Below are 22,045 nucleotides of genomic sequence, written 5' to 3' on the forward strand. Positions count from 1 at the left end.
TCTTCCTTGCTTGCGCTGAAGTGCCACCATTACGGACAGCACCGGATTGCCTTACATGGCCGCCATTTCGGCAGCTTCTTCCACATCGACCGACACCAGACGGGACACACCAGGCTCATGCATGGTGACCCCCATCAGGGTAGCAGCCATCTCCATCGCAATCTTGTTATGAGTAATGTAGATGAATTGTACTTTTGCGGACATTTCCGACACCAGGTTACAGAAACGCCCCACGTTCGCATCATCCAGCGGCGCGTCCACCTCATCGAGCAGACAGAACGGCGCCGGGTTGAGCTGGAAGATACTGAATACCAGGGACAACGCAGTCAGTGCCTTCTCCCCCCCTGACAACAGGTGAATGGTGCTGTTCCGTTTGCCCGGGGGCCGCGCCATGATCGTCACACCGGTATCCAGCAGGTCGTCGCCGGTGAGCTCCAGGTAGGCGTGACCGCCACCGAACACCTTGGGGAACAGTTCCTGCAGGCCGCGGTTGATGCGGTCGAAGTATTCCTTGAAGCGCGCCCGGGTTTCCCGGTCGATCTTGCGAATGGCGTTTTCCAGAGTGTTGAGCGCGTCTTCCAGATCGCCGTTCTGGCTGTCCAGGTAGTTCTTGCGCTCGGACTGCTGCTGGTATTCGTCGATGGCCGCCAGGTTGATCTGTCCCAGCCGTGAAATCCGCTGGCCGATCATGTCCATTTCCCGGGCCCATTCCTGCTCGTTGGCGTCCTCGGGCAGGTTTTCCAGCACGGTGTCCAGATCGAAGTTGTGCTCACCCAGCTGCTCGGCCACGGTCTGCCGGCGGGTGGTCAGGTCCTGCCACTGCATCCGCTTCTGGTCCATGGTGCTGCGGATTTCCTGGGCCTGGCGCTCGAACTGGCCGCGCTGACCTTCCAGATTGCGCATCTCGTGATCCACCGCTTCCAGTTCGCGGCGGGCCTCGGTGAGCTTGTGCTCCGCTTCCAGGCGTACTTCCAGCTTTTCTTCCAGCTGCATCTGCAGCTCGGTGCCCGGCTCGTCCCCCTCATTGGTCTGCTCCTCCAGCAGCGCCTTGCGTTCGGCCAGGGCCTGCACCTGGGATTCCAGACGGCTCAGATTCTGGCGCAGGGAATCTGCCTGGGTACGGGCGCCCTGCACTTCCATGGCCAGATGGTGGGACTGGTCGCGGTCATGGCGGGCCTTCTGGCGGGCCTCATCAAGACGCAGCCGCAGCTCGTCGCGGCGGGACAGCAGCGCTTCGCGCTGGCCGCTGTCGGCCTCCATGGCGTCCAGCGCTTCCGCCAGCACCGCCCGGGCCTCTTTCATCTGTTCCTGTTCCTGGGCGTGCTGCTCGTTGGTTTCTTCCAGTTCGCGGCCCAGACGCTCGCGGCGCATAGTGATCTGTTCCAGGCGCACCTGACGGGCGCTGACCTGGGCATTGATCTCGCCCAGCTCCCGGTTGATACGGCTGGCCTGACGCTGAACCTCTTCGCGTTCTTCCTCCAGCTCGCCGATCTGCTCCCGGGTGCTTTCCAGTTGTTCTTTCAGGTCGTCCACGGTGGCCTGCAGGGTCTCGATCTCACCCTCCAGTTGCTCCAGCTCCCGACGGCGCTCGAGAATGCCCGCTTCCTGATCTTCCTCTTTGGCCACTTTCAGCCAGTCCGGGCCGAGACAGATCCCGTCACGGGTGACCACGGATTCATGGGCGTCCAGCTGGCCACGCAGGGCCAGCGCCCCGTTCAGGTCATCGGCCACGTAAACGCCGGCCAGCAGGCCTTCCGGCACCTGGCCTTGGACGTGATCACGAAGCAGTTTGCCCTTGTTACCAGCGCCTTTCACCGAGGCCGGGCTGAACAGGGCCAGGCGGCCATGGGAAAGGTCCCCCAGCCAATCGCTGACCTGGTCGAACCCGCTGATGGCCACCGCCTGAATGCTGTCGCCCAGCACCGCTTCCAGGGCCTTTTCCCAGCCCTCATCCACCTGCACCTGGTCCGCCAGGCGCGGCTCTGCGTCCAGTTCGTGGCGGTTGAGCCAGTCGCTCACAGCGCCATCGTCGCCCATGGCGGCCTTCTGCAGGGCCTCCAGCGAGGTGCGGCGACCCTTCAGGGTCTGCAGCTTCTCGCGGGCTTCGTCCAGTTGCCGGCCCCGGTCGCCGTTTTCCCGGCGCATGCGGTTGATGTCTTCCTGCAGGGATTCGCTGCGCAGTTCGTTTTCTTCCGACTGGCCACGATACTGTTCCACCTGCTCTTCAAGCTGACGCATTTCCTGGGCCAGCGGGCCGGAATCCAGGGATTCCTGTTCTTTTCTGAGGCGCTCAATACGCTCTTTCAGGCGATCCTGGGATTTCTCAAGGTGCTGAATCCGGGACTGCTCCACTTCCGCCTGGCGGCGGGATTCCCCGGACTTGCCGTTGAACTCCTCCCACTCCTGCTGCCAGTTCTGCATGGCTTCTTCCGCCAGGGCCAGGGCTTCAGCGGAGGCTTCCTGCTGCTCGCTGATCAGCTCCAGCTCTGGCTCACGCTCGGCGAGGATGGCATCCAGCTCCGCCACCTTCTCGCTGTCCACGCGCAGATGCTCATCGGATTCCTGCCAGCTGGCCTTGATCTGGTCCAGCTCTTCATAGAGCTGCTGCTTGCGTTCGCGCTGGTGCTGAATGCTCTGCTCCAGACGGGCCACTTCCGCGCCCAGGGCGTAAAAGTGCTGCTGCACCTGGTTGAAATGTTCCTGCACCTCGTGGTGCTTCTCGCGCAGGCGCTCCACCTCCGCATCCACGTGACGCTGCTCGGCCACCTTGGCTTCCATGGACACATCCAGCTCGCCGATCACGAAGTCGAGCTGCTTGACCTGACTATCCAGGCCTTTCCAGCGCAGGGCCTTGAGCTGGGCGCCCTTGAGGCGCTCCTCTTCCTTGTACTGCTTGTACTTTTCCGCGGCGCTGGCCTGGCGGCTGAGGCGCTCCAGCTGGCGCTCCAGCTCGTCACGGATATCGGTGAGGCGCTCCAGGTTTTCCCGGGTGCGGCGGATGCGGTTCTCGGTCTCGCGGCGGCGGGCCTTGTACTTGGAGATCCCCGCCGCTTCCTCGATGTAGACCCGCAGCTCTTCCGGCTTGGCCTCGATCAGTCGGGAAATCATCCCCTGCTCGATGATGGCGTAGCTGCGCGGCCCCAGGCCGGTGCCCAGGAAGATGTCGGAAATGTCCTTGCGGCGGCACTTGGTGCCGTTGAGGAAATAGTTGGACTGGCCGTCACGGGTCACCTGCCGCTTCACCGAGATTTCGTTGAACTTGCCGTATTCGCCGGTAACGGTGGCGTCGGAGTTGTCGAAAATCAGCTCGATGGAGGCCTGGGCCACGGGCTTGCGGGCATTGGAGCCATTGAAGATCACGTCTGCCATGGACTCGCCACGCAGGTGCTTGGCGGAGGACTCCCCCATCACCCAGCGGACCGCATCAATGATATTGGACTTCCCACACCCGTTGGGCCCCACCACGGCGGTGAGATTCTCCGGGAAATTGGTGGTGGTAGGGTCCACAAAGGATTTGAACCCGGCCAGTTTTATGGATTTCAGTCGCATAGTGTCTGCTTAACTCGGGCCAACAGGCCAAAAATTGGGCGAAAACAAGGTTTTCGCCGCCCCCTGAAGCGATTACGGCGCACCGTGGGCATTAAAAGGGGTAAGTCTAGCGACAACCCGGGCTGAATTCATCAGCCGCAACGCCCCGTTTACAATAAGGCCAAGAATGCCGGGCCCCTGCGGGCGCCATAGTCACATGGCGATTGTGCCGTCGGCGGGCGGTTCGCCATGCAAGCATGGGCTCCTGCAAAGCCGGGGGCCAATTGAAAACAACTGAAAAAGCCTGGCCCGGTTCACACGCTCTGCCCAACCCTTTCGCCAAAGCCACCGTTGGAGCCTGGAAACGGGGCCTGCCCGGCCCTCATAGCCCTTCGCCTTGCAAGCAAGGCTCCAACGGCTTTGCGACGAGGGCTTCCCCGCAGGGCTTTCCCTTTTTGCGTTCTGCTTGTAGCTTGTAGCTGCTTTCTCACAGCCAAGGATTTGCCGTGTCTCAAGTTGCCGATGCCATCAGCTACCTCAAACGCAGTGTCACCCTGGCGAAAAGCCGGGAATTGCGTCTGTATGTGGTCATTCCCCTGATCTTCAACATCGTTGTCTTTGGTGGCCTCTACTGGGCCAGCGGCAGCTGGATCGCCGGCTGGATCGCCTCGGCCACGGCAGACTGGGCGCTGACCGGCTCGTTGAGCTTCCTCAATGAAGCCCTGCACTTTCTTATCGACGCGGCCATTATTCTGGTCTGGATCCTGCTGCTGGCCCTGTTTGCCAGTGTCTTTTCCATCGGCGTACAGCTGATAGCGGCGCCCTTCATGGGCTTCCTGGCGGAGAAAGTGGATATCCAGACCACCGGCAAGCCCATGCCCGACGAATCCATCGCCGCCATGGTCCTGCGGACTTTCAAGCGGGAACTGCGCAAAACCTGGTACTGGCTGTGGCGGGCGCTGCTGATCCTGTTTGTGGTGATGGTGGTCTACTTCATCCCGGTGGTGAACGTGTTCGCCTCGGTGATCTGGTTCCTGTGGTCCGGCTGGCTGCTGGCCATGCAGTACATCGACTTCGGCGCCGATAACCGCCAGGTACCCTTTGAGGTCATGCTGGAGCGCCTGAAAACCAAACGCTGGCTGGTCCTCACCTTCGGCGCCGTGGTCATGGGCCTGACCATGCTGCCGCTGGTGAACCTGTTCATCATGCCGGTGGCAGTGATTGCGGGGACATTGATCTGGGTGGAGGAGCTAGCGCCGCAGAGCTCCGAACCCTCCACGAAGCCGCTGTAGGAACGTAACGGAGCGGAGTAACGCACGCAGGGCGGCCCCGAAGGGGTGAGCGAAGCGAATAACGCCTCTCGAGGCGCGAATCCGAGCCCTGGCGAGGAAACGGCGCGACGAAAAACCTGGTCTCTCTAGATAGACCTGTCACGGGGTGATATTCCTGATCACCCTGCGGGCGATTTCCTTGCTGCGCAAGGTTCGCGCCTCGAGAGGCGCTCCTACAGCGGCCTTGTAGAAACGTTAGCGCATAAAACCCAGCTCGCGGAGCTGGTGAATCCGGTCCCGGGTCGCCGCAGCGTCCTCGAACTCCAGGTTCTTGGCGTGCTCCATCATCTTGGTTTCCAGGGCCTTGATCTCGCGGGCCACTTCCGCCGGGGACATGGCCTCGTATTTCGAGGGTGACTCGGCCACCTTCTTGTCCTTGTCGCCCTTGTATTTGCGGTCGTAACGGCTGCCGCCGCTGTCATCCATGATGTCGCGGACCTTCTTGTTGAGCTTCTGTGGCGTGATGCCGTGCTCCTTGTTGAAGGCCTCCTGCTTCTCGCGACGACGGTTGGTCTCGTCGATGGCCCGCTCCATGGAGCCGGTCATCTTGTCCGCATAGAGAATGGCACGGCCATCCACGTTCCGCGCCGCGCGGCCGATGGTCTGGATCAGGGAGCGGTCCGAACGCAGGAAGCCTTCCTTGTCCGCATCCAGAATGGCCACCAGGGCCACTTCCGGCATATCCAACCCCTCACGCAACAGGTTGATGCCCACCAGCACGTCAAACTTGCCCAGCCGCAAGTCGCGGATGATCTCCACCCGCTCCACGGTGTCGATGTCCGAGTGCAGATAGCGCACCTTGATGCCGTGCTCGTTCAGGTACTCGGTCAGATCCTCGGCCATGCGCTTGGTGAGCGTGGTGACCAGCACCCGCTGCTCCTTGGCGATGGCTTCCTTGGCCTCGCCCAGCAGGTCATCCACCTGGGTAATGGCTGGACGGATTTCGATCTGCGGATCCACCAGACCGGTGGGACGCACCACCTGCTCCACCACCTGACCGGCGTATTTTTCCTCGTAAGGGCCGGGCGTGGCGGAGACAAACACCATCTGGGGGGCCAGCCGCTCCCATTCCTCGAACTTGAGGGGCCGGTTATCCATGGCCGAGGGCAGCCGGAAGCCGAAGCTCACCAGGGTTTCCTTGCGCGAACGGTCACCCTTGTACATGGCCCCCAGCTGGGGGATGGTCACGTGGGACTCGTCGGCGATCAGCAGGGCATTCTCCGGCAGGTAATCAAACAGGGTCGGCGGCGCCTCGCCGGGGGCCCGGCCGGAAAACAACCGGGAATAGTTTTCCACACCGTTGCAGTAGCCCAGCTCCTGCAGCATCTCGATGTCGAAACGGGTGCGCTGCTCCAGCCGCTGGGCTTCCACCAGCTTGTTCTGTTCCTTGAGCTCCGCCAGTCGTTCGGTGAGTTCCTCCTTGATCATCTCAATGGCCTTGAGGACGGTTTCCCGCGGGGTCACATAATGGCTCTTGGGGTAGACGGTAATCCGCCCTACCCGCTTGATCACCTCACCGGTGAGCGGGTCGAAAATGCTGATGGTTTCCACCTCGTCATCGAACAATTCGATGCGAACCGCTTCTTTTTCCTCTTCCGCAGGAAAAATATCGATCACATCCCCGCGCACCCGGTAAGTGGCGCGGCGGAAATCCATCTCGTTGCGGGTGTACTGCAGCTCCGCCAAGCGGCGCAACAGCTCGCGCTGGTCGATGCGATCACCGCGCACCAGGTGCAGCACCATGGCGTGATAGCTGGCCGGGTCACCCAGGCCGTAGATGGCAGATACAGTGGCCACGATAATGGTGTCCGGCCGCTCCAGAATGGCCTTGGTGGCAGACAACCGCATCTGCTCGATCTGCTCGTTCACCGACGCGTCCTTCTCGATAAAGGTGTCGGAGCTCGGCACATAGGCTTCCGGCTGGTAGTAGTCGTAATAGGAAACGAAGTACTCCACCGCATTTTCCGGGAAGAACTCCTTGAACTCCCCGTACAGCTGGGCCGCCAGTGTCTTGTTGGGCGCCATGATGATGGTGGGCCGCCCGGTCTGCTGGATCACATTGGCCATGGTGAAGGTCTTGCCGGACCCGGTCACCCCGAGCAGGGTCTGGTGGCCCAGACCATCGTCGATCCCTTCGATCAACTGGGCGATGGCCTGGGGCTGGTCGCCGGCGGGCTGGTAATCGGAGTGGAGCTTGAAGAGGCTGTCGGACATGAAGATATCCTGGTGGCCACCCTCCTGAGCAAGGAAGGCAGCAAAATCATGGTTTCAAAATCGGGACACAGTGTAGCAGAGCCGGCGTGAATGCGCGGCAGAACAACAACGCCAGAAACACCGGATTCCCCTGTAGGAACGGAGCGTAGCGGAGTAACGCACGTAGTTCTGTGCGGCCCGAAGGGTGAGCGTAGCGAATAATTCTTCTCGAGGGACGAAGCACGCGCAGCGCGAAACGCCCAAAGGGCGAAGGTTTTGGATGATGGCAGAGTGTCCGGCCGGTATTCACCTGGCCTGAAAGGCCCTGCGCAGATTCGTCCCCTGGAAGGGAACTCCTACAGCGGCTTGTAGAGAGCTTGTCCGGCCCTGATTGAGCCCCTCCACACTCACCAGGCTCACAGGAAACACGGGACATTTCAGCCCTGACCCGCTAAAATGCCTCCCCCTTTCTGCGCCAAAAGCGCAGCCAATACGACTCTTTAGACGAATGAGGAGTGCATGTCCGATATCAGCCTTTCCGACCGCGTACAACGCATCAAGCCGTCTCCTACCCTGGCCATTACCGCCAAAGCCGGTGAACTTCGTGCTCAGGGAAAAGACATTATTGGGCTGGGTGCCGGTGAGCCGGATTTCGATACCCCGGATCATATCAAACACGCCGCCATTGAAGCGATCAATGCCGGCAAGACCAAATATACCCCGGTAGACGGCACTCCCGGCCTGAAAAAGGCCATCATCGACAAGTTCAAGCGTGACAACAGCCTAGACTACGAGCCCAACCAGATCCTGGTCTCCAGCGGCGGCAAGCAGTCCTTCTTCAACATGGCCCTGGCCCTGCTGAACGACGGCGACGAAGCCATCATTCCTGCCCCCTACTGGGTGAGCTACCCGGATATGGTGCTTGTTGCCGGCGGTGTCCCCAAGGTCATCGAAACCGACGTAAACAGCCGTTTCAAGATCACCCCGGAACAGCTGGAAGCGGCCATCACGCCGAAAACCCGCCTGTTCGTGATCAACAGCCCGTCCAACCCTTCCGGCATGGCGTACTCCATTGAAGAGCTGGCGGCCCTGGGTGACGTGTTGAAGAAGCACCCGGACATCATCGTCGCCACCGATGACATGTACGAGCACATCCTGTGGACCGGCAAACCCTTCGTGAACATCGTCAACGCGTGTCCGGAGCTGTACGACCGCACCGTGGTCATGAACGGCGTCTCCAAGGCCTATTCCATGACCGGCTGGCGGATCGGCTATGCCGGCGGCCCGCAGAAGCTGATCGCGGCCATGAAAAAGGTGCAGTCCCAGTCCACCTCCAACCCGGCCTCCATCAGCCAGGCAGCGGCAGAAGCCGCACTGGCCGGCGATCAGGGCTGTGTGGACGAGATGGTCAAAGCGTTCAAGGAGCGCCACGACTACCTGACCGCGGCACTGGACGCCCTGCCCGGCGTGAAATGCGCCCAGGGTGACGGCACCTTCTATGCCTTCCCGGACTTCTCCGAAGCCATCGCCAACCTGGATGGCGTGGAATCCGATACCGATCTGGCCGCCCTGCTGCTGGAAACCGCCGAAGTGGCCCTGGTCCCCGGTTCCGCTTTCGGCGCCCCGGGCTGCATGCGCCTGTCCTTCGCCGTCGGCATGGACACCCTGAAAGAAGCCATGCGTCGCATTGAGCAAGCATTGGCTAAATAAGCAACAAACGCGCTCCCGGGGTGTTGACGACCCCGGGAGGCGTCACTAATATACGCGCCTCAAGACATTCCGCCTTAGCTCAGTTGGTAGAGCAAATGACTGTTAATCATTGGGTCGCTGGTTCGAGCCCAGCAGGCGGAGCCAAATAGAAAGGGCCTACCCATCGGGTAGGCCCTTTTTCTTTGCCCAATAATTGGTCTCCCTGCCGACGCCAACGAACGCAAACCACTCCCCCCCAAACTTCGAGAAGGCTGTGGGAAGCGATGCTTGCATCGCGAAGACGTTGGCACCGTGCCGATTCTTCAGGAATGCACCCAAGTGAACCGCACTGCTGTCTCAGACAAACCCTCTCTATACCCATATAATTTGGCGCCATCCCACACTCCTCAACCCGGATTTCCCTCTGCCACACGAAAGTGAGAAAATCCGCCGCCAGTGTGCACTACAGGTCTGACATGGATAACAACAAACCACGCATCGGCTTCATCATCACCAAAGCAGAAACCGGTGGTGCTCAGCGCTGGACTCTGGACCAGATTGGCCTGCTGCAAGACGACATCCACCCTTTCCTGATTACCGGGGAAGACCAGTGGCTAACTCAGACCCTCAGTGGGCTATCCCCACTGATTCTCCCGGACCTGCTCAAGCGGATTCCAAGCCCAATCGGACTCATGCAGCTGCGCCGCTACATCCGGGATAATCGCATTTCCACCCTGGTTGCCAGCTCCGCAAATGCCGGTGTCTACGCCAGACTCATGAAGCTATTCACACCGGGTTTACGAGTCGTCTATGTCTCCCATGGCTGGTCCTCAATCTACAATGGCGGCAAGCTGTCCGGGATCTACACCCTGACGGAACGACTGCTCTCAACCCTCACCGACCTGGTAATCAATGTCTCCCAGGCCGACGCCAGCAAATGCGATGAAAGACTGAACATACCGCCAGGCAAAAGCGTCACACTGACTAATCGAACCCCGAAACCGACAAAACAGTCTGCAAACCTGCCGTCAAAACCGGTAAAATTGCTGTTTTTGGGCAGACTGGCGCATCCAAAACGCCCGGACTTATTGATAGACGCAGTCTCTGGCTTCTCTGCGAATGACCTGACTCTGACGATTGTCGGCTCTGGGCCGGCACAAACGCAACTGCAGGCAAACGCACCGAACAATGTAGTTTTCGCCGGAGAAATCCGGGCATTTGATCAGTTTCACCGTTATCACGCCCTTTGCCTTATCTCTGACAGTGAAGGGCTACCCATGTCTGCCCTTGAGGCCAAGGCAAATGAGCTGCCTCTGTTACTGAGCGATGTGGGCGGGTGCCACGAACTGATCGACAACGGAAACGGGATTCTGTGCGACAACACACCCGACTCCATTCGCCACAGCCTTCATCAGTTGATAACAAACATGGACGCCATGCAGGCTGCTGCCAGTGCCTCTGCACCGAATGCATGGCTGGAGCCTGCCAAAATGGACTATTTGCACGCCTATCTGGGCACTAAACCAGGCGCTTAAGACCTATGACTTCCCACTACATACCGATAGATCCAGCGCGGCATACTCGCCTCCACGAAAAGCTGTTACTCAATCCGTCTATCGGCCACCTTGTTGGGCTGATCATCACCCTGTTCGGAGCCCAGCTCATTGCCCACGGATCTGTCTCTATCCCCGAGGATCCAAACCAGCAGCTATCTCTGATCACACTGACATCGATCTACATCATCAATGCCCTTCTTTTAAAAAAGATCGTCCGCTTTCCCGGTGGACGAAGCTTCTCCTACAGCGCCAGTATCACCCTTGCGCTGATTGCCTCGGCCATGATGATAATTCTGGCATTTCGCTTGGGTTACTCACGCAGCACCCTGTTTACTGGCTTTGCCCTGCTGATTGGCGTGCAATTTGCCAATTTCATCATTAACCGCCGATATCGCAGGCTGAAATTCGCACTACTGCCCGGTGTTGAAATAACCAATAAAAGTGGCGCCGAAAACATCTGCTTCAGGGAGCTCACATCAACTGAGTTATCCAGCATTCGCTATGATGCCCTTATCGTAGACACCGAAAGTAAAATAGAAGACAACTGGCTACGCTATGTAGCCCACCATAGCGCCTCCGGCACAACGATCATCAGCAGCAAGGCAATCAACGAAGCCATCAATGGTAAAGTCGACCTGAACATGCTCAGCATCCATGACATGGATTCTCTGCAGCCCAGCGTCATTTATACCATTGCCAAAAGACTAATCGACATTGTTTCCGTAGCCCTGCTAAGCCCAGTCGTTCTGCCTGTTTCTTTGATAGTGGCAACTATCGTGCGCTTTGAATCTAAAGGGTCTGTTCTCTTTATTCAGGAACGGGTCGGGCAAAAGAACATCCCCTTTCGTATGTACAAATTCCGCTCCATGATCCCGGAAGATAATGACACCCCGCGTTTTGCAGACATGGACGAACACCGGATCACCCGATTTGGCAGCTTTATCCGCAAATTCCGCCTGGACGAACTTCCACAGTTTCTGAATGTACTAAAAGGTGACATGAGCCTTATAGGACCTCGCCCTGAGCAAGGAGGCTTTGTAGAGCAATTCGAGCAGGAAGTGCCTTTTTATAGCTATCGACATATCGTCAAGCCAGGGATCACCGGGTGGGCTCAGGTGAGCCAGGGGTATGCGGTATGCACAGAGTCAACAAGAGAGAAAGTGGAGCACGACTTTTTTTATATCAAAAACCTGTCTCTGTGGATGGACATTCTAATTGTACTCAAAACCATCAGAACAGTTGCCACAGGGTTCGGAGCACGCTAGGCACGTTTACAAAGACGTATAGCTATGCGCCTAGCATACTTAATACTAGAAAACAGCCACAAACAACCAAAAGCAAACCGATTTATGAGTCCCTGCTGAAACAGTGACTTATAGGTATCAAGCTCACCTGCCTGAGCTTTTGAAATATCTGCACTTAATCCAGAAGCACCAAACGGAGCCTTATAAAGGTACACAAGAGGAGCATCTAACTTGTAACATGCTCCAGATTTCAAACAAATTTCCAGCCAAAGCTTATAATCCTCGCTGTATCTTTTCGCTGGGTCAAATCGAAATGGGAGATCTGCTCGCAGAACAACCCCGGGGGTAGGGAAAACATTTTTTAGCAACAACGTTACTGGCTTGATTTCATTAACCTCAAAGCCGGAAACGCCACTAATGTACGGAGCAACATCATTACAAACATCAAAACCACAACCAATTAAATTAGGCCTCTTTTCGATTATAGCCTTGACCTGAAATTCAAGCTTCTGCGGATGCCAGCTGTCATCCGCATCTAAAAAAGCAATATACTCCCCAGAACTTTCAGACCAGCCCCTATTCCTAGCAGCAGCAGCACCACGATTAGCCTCTGAATAAAAAATCAGCACGCGCGGCGAGGTATAAACTTCTGAAAGGCGCCGCATCTCGGTACGAGTAGCCTCATCGCTGCAGTCATCAACTAAAATGATTTCACGGGGCAAGTACGTCTGCCTGCAAACTGATTCAACCGCGCGCTCAAGTGTCTCCTTACAATTAAAGCAAGGAATAACAACACTTATATCGACACTGCAATTTTTCATTGACGACCACGACCACTCAATGACTATTTCTTCCAAACAGTGCGATTAACATAACCAGTGTAACTTAAAACAATCCTCAGGATTTTTCTGGATACAGAAGGAGCCAAATAATCCTGGACAGGGCGCATAGCATCAGGCGCTTCAAAAAATTGGCTCGCAACGACAGAAACACAATCAAGAATAGCTTCTGATTCCAAACCTGACATCACCAGCGTACCCTCGTCCATGCCTTCTGGCCGCTCATGGGCATTCCGTATTGTCACAGCAGGAAAGTTCAGCAGCGAAGATTCTTCTGTAATTGTTCCGCTATCTGAAAGTACGCAATAAGCTTCTTTTTGCAATTTAATATAATCCAGAAACCCCAAAGGCTTCATGAAACGGATAAGCGGATTCATCTCTCTCTTGGGCAGAGCATCAATTCTTTTTCTCGTTCTTGGATGAGTCGATACGATAACGGGAAAGCCATATCGTTCTGCAAGGGCATTTAAAGAATTAAGCAAGTCATTCAAATTAGATTCTGAATCGACATTTTCTTCTCTGTGAGCACTGAAAACAAAAAACTTGCGGGGATCAAGTTGTAAATCCTTAATAATTCCTGAGGAATTAATTTTATCAGAGTAATAGTTCAGAACTTCATGCATGTGAGATCCCGTTTTTATAACGGTCTCTGGAGCAAGACCTTCATTCAGCAAGTAGCGCCTTGCATGCTCGGTCAAGACAAGATTAATATCACTCAAATGGTCCAGAACTTTTCTATTTAATTCTTCCGGCACTCGCTCATCGAAGCAACGATTACCTGCTTCCATATGAAAAACAGGGACCTGGTGCCTCTTCGCTGCTATAACTGCCATACAAGTATTTGTATCACCATAAAGCAACAATGCATCAGGCTTTACATCACGAATGACATCATCAGCAGCCGAAATTATCCCTGCAATAGATTTGGAAGGCGTTTCAGCTTTGACGCCTAAAAACAAATCTGGCTTTCGTATTTCAAGATCATTGAAAAATACTTCATTAAGCTCATAGTCATAATTCTGTCCAGAGTGGACCAAAAAATGGTCCGTATGCTTATCGAGCTCAGCAATAACACGACTCATTTTTATGAGTTCGGGCCTCGTCCCGACAATGGTCATTACCTTAAGCATCAATAGCGCTCCTTACAAAATCGAGCTTCATAAGCAATTTTTTTACCTCATCAACATTTAGCCGTGCAGTGTTGTGCGAAGTGTAATCTTCAAGCTCAGATATCTTTTGCTCACCTTCAACAAAATATTTTTTATAATTAAGATCTCTGCCATCTGCAGGAATTCGATAATAACGACCGAAATCTTCTGCTCTTGCCATTTCTTCCCGAGAAACCAGCGATTCGTAAAGCTTCTCCCCATGCCGAGTTCCTATAACCCTAACTGGAGATGAGCTATTGAAAATTTCGTTAAGAGCCTGAGCTAAATTCTCAAGTGTCGCGGCCGGTGCCTTTTGAACAAAAATATCTCCAGCCTGGCCATGCTGGTAGCTGTAAAGGACCAAATCCAGCGAGTCTTCCAATGACATCAAGAAACGAGTCATCTTGGGATCTGTAACTGTAAGCGGCTGGCCCGATTTTATCTGATTAATGAACAGGGGAATTACTGAGCCCCGCGACGCCATCACATTGCCATACCTTGTTGCGCAAAAAATGGGGCCTGAAGGCCCCACAACACGGGATTTAGCTGCCACCAGTTTTTCCGCCATCGCCTTGGACATACCCATTGCATTAATGGGGTAGACCGCTTTGTCGGTACTCAAAACAACAACTCGTTCAACGTTATTGGCTATTGCAGCATTAAGCACATTCTCCGTACCCTGCACATTAGTTTTAACCGCTTCCATTGGATAAAACTCGCATGAAGGGACCTGCTTCAAAGCCGCAGCATGAAACACATAATCTACACCAACCATTGCTTGTGAAACACTGCTATAGTCCCTCACATCACCCAGCATGAATTTGACTTTATCATTATTGATACTAACCCTCATATCTTCTTGTTTTTTTTCATCACGACTAAAAACTCTTATCTCTTTAACGTTCGTACCAAGAAATCGTGAGAGGACAGTATTTCCAAATGAGCCTGTGCCGCCGGTAATAAGAAGGACCTTATCATCAAACATTTCTGACTCCCTTGATGGAGTTATAGTATTTATGCATATCTTCAATTAAAACAGGCCATTCAGGTGAAGTATAACCTGTTGCATTTCTGAAAAGTGAGGAATCCAAAGAGCGATCAATAACGAAATCATCGTAAGGCTCAATAGTGATAACCTTTCCATATTCTCTGGCAACGAGCTTCAACAGTTCGTACTTGGAAATGGGATCAGCAGAAACTTGGTACAGGCCAGATAACGAAGCTTCAGGCACTAAATATTCTTTTATAATCCAGGCAAGGTGGTTAACCGGAACTCCAGAGAATATCGCCTTTCTAAACCCCTTGATTGTCTTATTCTGACTCAAAAACCATTCGATCAATCCATTACTGGATTGCAATTCATGGCCGATGATTGATGTCCTCAAGGTAACAACGTGAGGCATAGCCTTTACTTCACCGATAAATTTCGATTTTCCATAAAGATCTTTTGCATCAGACTCATCTACCTCAGTGTACCCTCCCTTATCCCCAGAAAAGACACAATCAGTACTAATGTGGACCAGCCTGGCATTTACCAAGGCTGAAAGTTCAGCTAGCCGATGGGGCAACATTGAGTTAACGGGTAACACATGCAAGGGGTTATCTGCATCTTCCTGCTGTTTTATTACACCAACACAATTAACTATAAGATCAGGCTTAACCTTCGAAAAAACACGAACGATAGAGTCAGGGTCAGAAACATCAACACCAGAAAATAGCATGGGGGATTGAGAGATATCGAAATACCGTTTCCCTGATTCAGCCCTTAGCGTGCCGAAGACCTGAAATTTTTTATCACCAGAGAAGGCTCTATAAACCGCATAACCCAGCATTCCGGTTGCACCCAACACCAAAACACGCATCACCAACCTCTCTAAAATATTGAACTATTTAGCTTTTAGTAAAAAAACAACCCACAACCCACCCATAATTCTTCTATAAAACAAAGGCGAAATAACAAATAACGGACGATATCTAATTGCCTTGATAGCCATATTCATCCCATAACTAAAGTGACCAGATCTAAAACCTAACCTGGAAGCCATAAGCGATGCATTTGCTTTCGCAAGAAAAGTATGACCAGCGCTGGGTTTATTCGAATAGAACGACATCACTGTATCAACGATTTCATTGCATCGCTTAACACTCACAGGGCGAAATGAGGCAGACTCTTCGTGAATTCGACAAGAGGCCAAGGGTTCATCTACACGTCTAAACGTCCCTATATCAATACATCTTAACCAAAACTCAAAATCCGGCACCTGTCGAAGTTCAGGTTTCCAGCCACCAAGCTGATCAAACAGCTTTTTATAAAACAGGGCTCCGGGGCCAGGGTGGCAAACAAGATCAACTGCCATACTATGATATGACCACTCTGGCGCCTGCTTTTCCCGGATGAGGTTACCTGCAGAGCTAATCAAATTGAAAGACGGGTACACAACTACCGAGTCGCTATTTAATAACTCATTAACGAGTCTTGACACAAGATTCGGAGCAATAATGTCATCCGAGCTAAGATAGCCAATAATTGTTCCACTAGCTTTTTCCCAGCCCAAATTGAGCGCTGCAGCCTGGCCTTGATTATCCTGGTGTATGACCGTGGCCACACTCTTGTATTGATCAATTTTCTCTGCTGACCCATCAGTGGAGCCATCATTAATAATAATGTATTCCACATCAGGGTAATCTTGCGCAAGAACACTATTGATCGTTTCCTCGACATAGTCGGCCTGGTTATAGACGGGAGTAACTATCGTTACTTTTGGAAACTCTTTATTCATTTTCCACCAAATTTTCTTCTACATGGCTACCAATGTTTCTCAGTGCCACGAATAGAACAGTGAGCGAGTCTATGACAATCCGCACAAACCAGCACCATACCACACCTTCAGCCCCCCAGTTCACACCGGCCATCACCAAAGCAGCTAAGTAAGCGGGGAGCTGGAAAAACTGGAACCTGGCAAGAAAGCGCGCGTGCCCCGCGGCCTGCAAATAGACAAAAGGGACATGGGCAAGGCTATTGATTGCGATACCCGCTGAAAAAACCTTCATGAAATATCCAGCCTTTTCAGAAAAAGCCGGATCGATCCAAATAGACAGTATTTCATTGGAAAAGAAAAAAGTAACCACGCAGATCGGAAGAACCAGCGCAAGAGTAAGAAATATCCCTTTTTTGAATATATCCCTTTCTTTTTTGCTTAAAAACTTTTTTGAAAATTCAGGAAGCACCACTGCTGTAATGGCAGCAGGAATAACCCAAAGTTTGGTTATCATTTCGTAGGGAGTCACGTAGTATGCGACCACAGAAACCTGAATGACTACAGCGATAACAAATCGATCACAGTACCCGATTAGCGGATTCAATATGTTACTGACAGCAATCCAGCCGGAAACGCGAAATATTTTTTTATAGCGACCTCTATCATGCACACCGATCAAATAACCATGACGAAAAAAGTTTTTTACCAGGAGCATACTTGAAAACCATGCCACCCAACGACCTATCATTAATATAAGCGCTACAGCAACAAGGCTTTGTGAAAAAAAACTGATGAGTGCGGGGCCAGCAAAGGTATAAATACCAAGAGGCAAACGCACTGCATTAACAGCAGTAAAGCGACGCTGGGCCTCCAGCACACCTCGATAGCCTGACGTCATAACAATTGCCGGCACGGCTATTGCCAACAAGAGAGTAGCAATGCCAAGTTCTTGTTGACTGATATCAGTATCGATGAATCTGGCGCCCAACAAACCGGCCAAAAGAAAAAGTGATACCGCCGCGATGGATATTAATGATAATAGCCTCAGGCCTGACCGGGAAGTATAACAGGCTTCCGAATGGTCACCGTTGGACATATCCATAGCCACCTGGATCGTTAACGCGCGAGAGATGCCAAGATCAAAAAGTCCAAAGTAGCTAACAACAGCCCACATCAATGTTAAAATACCAAATCGCTCTACCCCAAGATTTTCTATCAATAGAGGGATACACAGAACTGCAAAAATTAATGGTCCACCCAGCCCCATACCATTAATAACAACATTTTTTAAATCACGGTTATTCATTATCGGCAGGCACCAGAAATGGATGTGTATTTCAGGAAGTACATTTTCGTGCAAAGCAGCGAATTATACACGTGGGTAACAACTAGGTAATTCCCAAGCCGGCATTAGCCAACCCAAGAAGGTAAGCCCTTGCAGCCAGCCCAAAAGCGCCCAGCTATCAATTGGCACAGAAAAACTTTCAGTTTAGCGCCACGAGCAAAGAGAACCCGAGGTTTTTAACGATAACCATTCGGGTTTTTTTCCTGCCAACGCCAATGATCCCGGCACATAGCCTCAATGCCCCGGCTGGCGCTCCAGCCAAGCACACCGCTTGCCTGGCTTGGGTCTGCGTAACAGACCGCCACATCGCCAGGGCGTCTGGCCACGATATCGTAGGGTACGTCTCGACCTGACGACGCTGAAAAGGCCTTGATCATCTCAAGCACACTATAACCTCGCCCAGTTCCCAGATTGACTGTCATCAGTCCGCGTGTTTTCTCGAATGCCTGCAACGCAGCCAGGTGCCCCTGCGCCAAGTCCATCACATGGATATAATCTCGAATCCCAGTGCCGTCCGGTGTCGGATAATCTCCACCGAACACATTCAGCTTTTCCCTTTTGCCGATAGCGACCTGCGCAATGAACGGCAAAAGGTTGTTTGGAATGCCATTCGGGTCCTCGCCGATCTCACCGCTTTCATGGGCTCCTACCGGGTTAAAATAGCGCAATAGAGCTATTTGCCACCGATTATCACTGATGTAAAGATCACGTAGCATATCTTCAATATGGAGTTTGCTAGCACCGTAAGGGTTGGTGCTACTGAGGGGAAAATCTTCCCGTATCGGTACCGTCACAGGGTCACCATAGACCGTCGCCGAAGAACTGAACACGATCGTGCGTACGCCCGCACGCTCCATCGCCTCCAGCAACCGGAGGCTTCCGGTTACATTGCAATCGTAATAAATGAGTGGCTTAGCAACCGATTCCCCCACAGCTTTGAGACCCGCAAAGTGGATCACTCCCGCAATATCATGCTCAGCGAACAGAGCATCCAGACAATCCGTATTGCGAATATCTCCTTCCACAAACATCACTGTCTTGCCTGTAAGCCGCTCAACACGATTCAGGCTCTCACGGCTGCTGTTACTCAGATTATCCAGCACCACCACTTGATGTCCGGCTTCAAGCAATAGCAAGACAGTATGAGAGCCGATGTAGCCCGCTCCGCCCGTTACCAGAATGCTCTTCATTTTTGCCTCCGAGCCCTAAGCTTAGCGCCTCAGACTTGTCTTACTGAAAAGGTGGTTTCCTGGATGCCACGCTGGCATCGCTCAACCTCACAGGTTAGCTGTTTGACCAGTTGAGGAGCTCAATCCTCCGGCTTTACCGTCACCGCAGATAACAACCACAATAGATTCGCGTACTATGCCATTTTATCACGCCAGTTTCCGCCATAAGCTTCAGCCCTTAGAACACAGCTCTACCTCCTAATCCAATCCAATAGCCGGGAGCACGCCCGGCACCTGGTCGATCCGTTTGGGTACAAAGATGTTCGCATTGCACCAAGGGCAAGCCCCCGATGGCCCGATTACCGTTTAGCCCATGCTCACCAGCGCAGAGTGCCCGGCCCCGGACCAACCCAAACACGCCTTCCCCAGTAGGGGCGCCCGAGGGCTACTCTGACGGGCTCCACACCTTCACCGTGCGGCCCTCACCACGAAAATACGCCTTAAGCTTATGTATCAGAGCACGTTTGGCGTCCGCATCGCCGTGGACCACACGCACCTCTGCCGGGCCTTGCGCCAGTCCACCCACAAACCGCAGCAGGTCCTGCTGATCCGCATGAGCAGAATAACCGCTGATGCTGCCCACCTCTGCCCGAATGGCAACGTCCTCACCTTCCAGGCGCACCCGACCGCCCCGCCCGACCCGCTGAATCTCGCGCCCGGGGGTTCCCGCGGCCTGGTAGCCCACAAACAGCACATTGTGGCGCTCGTCACCCAGCATCGCCTTCAGGTAATTGACGATACGACCACCGGCGCACATGCCGCTGGCTGCGATTACCACGGCTGGCCGGGCACTCTCCGCCAGATGGCGCACCATGCGCATATGGGCCTCATGGTCGTCTACCGTCAACAGCTGATCAAACGCCAACGGGCGACGCCCCTCAGCCAACCGCTCACGGGCTTCATCTTCCCAGTAAGGCGACAGCTCTCGATAAACCTGGGTGAAACGGCTGGCAAGGGGCGAATCCAGCACAATGGGCAATTCATCCCAATCCAGGAAGGGATGCATGGCGCGCTGCCGGTTCCCGTGGATGATCTCCTCGAGCTCGTACAGCAGCTCCTGGGTGCGCCCGATACTGAACGCCGGGATCAGCAAGGTTCCCTTGTCCGCCAGGGCCCGCACCAGCATGGCTTCCAAACGCTGACGCCGGGTTGCCCTGCCCTCATGCCGGCGGTCCCCATAGGTGCTTTCAATCACCAGCACATCCGCTCCCTCGGGAGACGCCGGCGGTGGCAGAATCGGTGCATGGGAGGCCCCCAGATCACCGGAGAACACCGTGACATGATCGCGCCGGTAACGGCAGGACACATAGGCAGAGCCAAGAATATGACCTGCACGCTGCAGACAGATCTCCGCCTCGCTGCCATCCGCACACTCGATGGCATGCCAATGGTCGTAGGGAAGCGGCACCAGCCGCTGCTCCATCACTGTCAGAAAGCGTTCCACCTGATCCGGCTGACGGCTGATACCCAGCCGAAACGCATCTTCAAGCACAATGAGCAGCAGCTTTGCCGAAGGCAGGCTGCAATAAATCGGCCCCTGGAACCCGGCGGCCAGCAGCCAGGGCACCCGGCCCACATGGTCGATATGCACATGAGTCAGCACCAGCGCCTGGAGCCGGGAGATATCGAAATCGATGGCCAGATCCCCAGAACTCGCGCCAGCAGGCCCGGTATCCCGGCCCTGAAACAAGCCGCAATCAATCAGCACCGACGCGCTGTCGCTCACCACCCACTCATGGGCAGAACCGGTGACGCCGCTGACAGCACCGTGGTGAAGGATGTGGGGGAAAGAGCCATCCTGGCTCCGGAGACTATCCATGTCTTGTGTTCCAAAACCGGAGAAAATTCACAGCGCCATGCAGGATTTCAGGCGCCTTAAGGGTCTGAGAGATTTTCGCGGTCGAACGACCGCTCCCACGGTGGCTATTCCTTCCCCTGTGGGAGCGGTCGTTCGACCGCGATAAACAGACCCAGCAGAAACCACCCTCAACAGGGTGTTAAACAATCGCTGCGATCAGTTGCTTCACACAGGCTTCGATATCGTTTTCGGCGGTGTTGATCACCACTTCCGGCTTCTCGGGCGCCTCGTAGGGGCTGTCGATACCGGTGAATTCCTTGATGATGCCCTGGCGCGCCTTCTGGTACAGGCCTTTGGGATCACGCTTCTCGCACTCTTCCAGCGGCGCGTCCACGAACACCTCGACAAACTCACCGTCTTCGAACAGCTCACGGGCAGAATCCCGGTCGGCGCGGAACGGGCTGATAAACGCCGTCACCACGATCAGACCCGCATCCACCATCAGCTTGGCCACTTCGGACACACGACGGATATTCTCGGTACGATCTTCATCGCTCATGCCCAGGTTCTTGTTCAGGCCATGACGCACGTTATCGCCATCCAGCAGATAGGTATGCTTACCCTGCTCGGTCAGCGCCACTTCCAGCGCATTGGCCAGCGTAGACTTACCGGAACCAGACAGACCAGTCAGCCAGATACACTTCGGTTTCTGCCCTTTAACCTTGGCGCGGTCTGCCTTGGACACATTCGACTCATGCCAGACGACATGGGCTTTGGATTCGTTCGCTTTCTCTTGGTACGGGGAAGACATAATTACCTCGCTCTGTTCAAAGGGCAGCCACAAGCCTCAAGCTACAAGCTGCAAGGAAAAACATACCGGACTGCAAGCCCGGCACCACTATTCAATCATTGCATCGTTCGGATAATCGCGAACAACATTCTCGACAGTTGCTCTACTTCATCAATCCATCGACTACCGACATCTTCAGGGATGTACCCGATTCGACTGCCAATATGTACTTGTGTCCGTAATTCGCCAGCGGAACCCTTTGCGTAATTCAGAAACAGGGCTTTCTCTCGATCAGAGTGCCGCTCATAACCCTCAGCAATGTTGGAAGGCAACGATAGCGACGATCTTGTTATCTGATCTCGGAACCCAAAATCACGGTGACCCGCAAAGTGTTCATAAACCTCAACGCTCAGCTCCACCGAACGCTGCCATACCTCCAACTTTTCAAACCGCATCCTTGCTCCTTAAAACTCCCGTCCCTGGGAACTTTCCAGATTACCCCAATCGAATTTTGTAGCTTGTAGCTTGTAGCTTGTAGCTTGTAGCTTGTAGCTTGTAGCTTGTAGCTTGTAGCTTGTAGCTTGTAGCTTGTAGCT

Annotated in this window: 16 protein-coding genes and 1 tRNA gene; 5 read left to right on the top strand and 12 right to left on the bottom strand. The window is 54.0% G+C overall.

The features are described 5' to 3' along the window. Positions 1 to 51 precede the first annotated feature (51 nt). On the bottom strand, positions 52 to 3,549 hold the full coding sequence (gene smc / locus C4S63_RS00755) for a chromosome segregation protein SMC (RefSeq protein ID WP_103916393.1): 3,498 nt from the start codon (positions 3,547 to 3,549) through the stop codon (positions 52 to 54). 485 nt (positions 3,550 to 4,034) lie between these two features. Between smc and cysZ the strand changes: the two genes are divergently transcribed. Then, positions 4,035 to 4,820, top strand: a complete 786-nt coding sequence (cysZ, locus tag C4S63_RS00760) for a sulfate transporter CysZ (protein ID WP_103916394.1) — start codon at positions 4,035 to 4,037, stop codon at positions 4,818 to 4,820. A 234-nt stretch (positions 4,821 to 5,054) separates the two neighbouring features. Here the strand turns inward: cysZ and uvrB are convergent, their stop codons facing one another. Next, entirely contained in the window at positions 5,055 to 7,073 is a 2,019-nt protein-coding gene (gene uvrB, locus C4S63_RS00765) for an excinuclease ABC subunit UvrB (RefSeq protein ID WP_103916395.1), read from the bottom strand. Positions 7,074 to 7,571: 498 nt separating this feature from the next. On the opposite strand from uvrB, the gene C4S63_RS00770 reads away from it, so the two are divergent. From C4S63_RS00770 to C4S63_RS00785, 4 genes are all read left to right on the top strand, one after another. After that, complete coding sequence (locus C4S63_RS00770; protein WP_063509515.1) at positions 7,572 to 8,762, top strand: pyridoxal phosphate-dependent aminotransferase; 1,191 nt, start codon at positions 7,572 to 7,574, stop codon at positions 8,760 to 8,762. A 68-nt stretch (positions 8,763 to 8,830) separates the two neighbouring features. Then, a tRNA-Asn gene (locus tag C4S63_RS00775) sits at positions 8,831 to 8,906 on the top strand. A 311-nt stretch (positions 8,907 to 9,217) separates the two neighbouring features. Next, on the top strand, positions 9,218 to 10,276 hold the full coding sequence (locus C4S63_RS00780) for a glycosyltransferase (protein ID WP_103916396.1): 1,059 nt from the start codon (positions 9,218 to 9,220) through the stop codon (positions 10,274 to 10,276). 5 nt (positions 10,277 to 10,281) lie between these two features. Next, a complete protein-coding gene (locus tag C4S63_RS00785; protein ID WP_103916397.1) occupies positions 10,282 to 11,562 on the top strand; it encodes a sugar transferase in 1,281 nt (426 codons plus the stop codon). Here C4S63_RS00785 and C4S63_RS00790 read toward each other — a convergent pair. The 10 genes from C4S63_RS00790 to C4S63_RS00835 form a co-directional block, all read right to left on the bottom strand. After that, on the bottom strand, positions 11,559 to 12,362 hold the full coding sequence (locus tag C4S63_RS00790) for a glycosyltransferase family 2 protein (RefSeq protein ID WP_103916398.1): 804 nt from the start codon (positions 12,360 to 12,362) through the stop codon (positions 11,559 to 11,561). The two genes, C4S63_RS00785 and C4S63_RS00790, sit on opposite strands and share 4 nt — an antisense overlap. Before the next feature lie 23 nt (positions 12,363 to 12,385). After that, positions 12,386 to 13,510, bottom strand: a complete 1,125-nt coding sequence (wecB, locus tag C4S63_RS00795; RefSeq protein WP_103916399.1) for a non-hydrolyzing UDP-N-acetylglucosamine 2-epimerase — start codon at positions 13,508 to 13,510, stop codon at positions 12,386 to 12,388. Further along, positions 13,503 to 14,513 carry a polysaccharide biosynthesis protein gene (locus tag C4S63_RS00800; protein WP_103916400.1) on the bottom strand — a complete coding sequence of 337 codons (1,011 nt, stop codon included), beginning with the start codon at positions 14,511 to 14,513 and terminating at the stop codon, positions 13,503 to 13,505. The genes wecB and C4S63_RS00800 overlap by 8 nt, the downstream gene beginning before the upstream one ends. Beyond that, positions 14,506 to 15,390: an SDR family oxidoreductase gene (locus tag C4S63_RS00805; RefSeq protein WP_103916401.1), complete on the bottom strand. Its 885-nt coding sequence runs from the start codon at positions 15,388 to 15,390 to the stop codon at positions 14,506 to 14,508. The genes C4S63_RS00800 and C4S63_RS00805 overlap by 8 nt, the downstream gene beginning before the upstream one ends. Before the next feature lie 24 nt (positions 15,391 to 15,414). Continuing rightward, the gene (locus tag C4S63_RS00810; RefSeq protein ID WP_103916402.1) at positions 15,415 to 16,308 is read right to left on the bottom strand and encodes a glycosyltransferase; all 894 of its coding nucleotides are present in this window, start codon (positions 16,306 to 16,308) and stop codon (positions 15,415 to 15,417) included. Beyond that, the gene (locus tag C4S63_RS00815; RefSeq protein ID WP_103916403.1) at positions 16,301 to 17,593 is read right to left on the bottom strand and encodes an oligosaccharide flippase family protein; all 1,293 of its coding nucleotides are present in this window, start codon (positions 17,591 to 17,593) and stop codon (positions 16,301 to 16,303) included. Before C4S63_RS00815 ends, C4S63_RS00810 begins: the two co-directional genes overlap by 8 nt. Before the next feature lie 215 nt (positions 17,594 to 17,808). Then, positions 17,809 to 18,822, bottom strand: a complete 1,014-nt coding sequence (gene galE / locus C4S63_RS00820; protein ID WP_103916404.1) for a UDP-glucose 4-epimerase GalE — start codon at positions 18,820 to 18,822, stop codon at positions 17,809 to 17,811. A gap of 424 nt (positions 18,823 to 19,246) precedes the next feature. Next, positions 19,247 to 20,680 (bottom strand): MBL fold metallo-hydrolase RNA specificity domain-containing protein, encoded by a 1,434-nt coding sequence (locus C4S63_RS00825; protein WP_103916405.1) that lies wholly within the window; start codon positions 20,678 to 20,680, stop codon positions 19,247 to 19,249. Between the two features lie 178 nt (positions 20,681 to 20,858). Continuing rightward, positions 20,859 to 21,470 carry an adenylyl-sulfate kinase gene (gene cysC / locus C4S63_RS00830; RefSeq protein WP_103916406.1) on the bottom strand — a complete coding sequence of 204 codons (612 nt, stop codon included), beginning with the start codon at positions 21,468 to 21,470 and terminating at the stop codon, positions 20,859 to 20,861. A gap of 95 nt (positions 21,471 to 21,565) precedes the next feature. Then, a complete protein-coding gene (locus tag C4S63_RS00835) occupies positions 21,566 to 21,904 on the bottom strand; it encodes a four helix bundle protein (protein ID WP_103916407.1) in 339 nt (112 codons plus the stop codon). Positions 21,905 to 22,045 lie beyond the last annotated feature (141 nt).

The organism is Alcanivorax sp. DSM 26293, assembly GCF_900107995.1.
Classification (GTDB): domain Bacteria; phylum Pseudomonadota; class Gammaproteobacteria; order Pseudomonadales; family Alcanivoracaceae; genus Alcanivorax.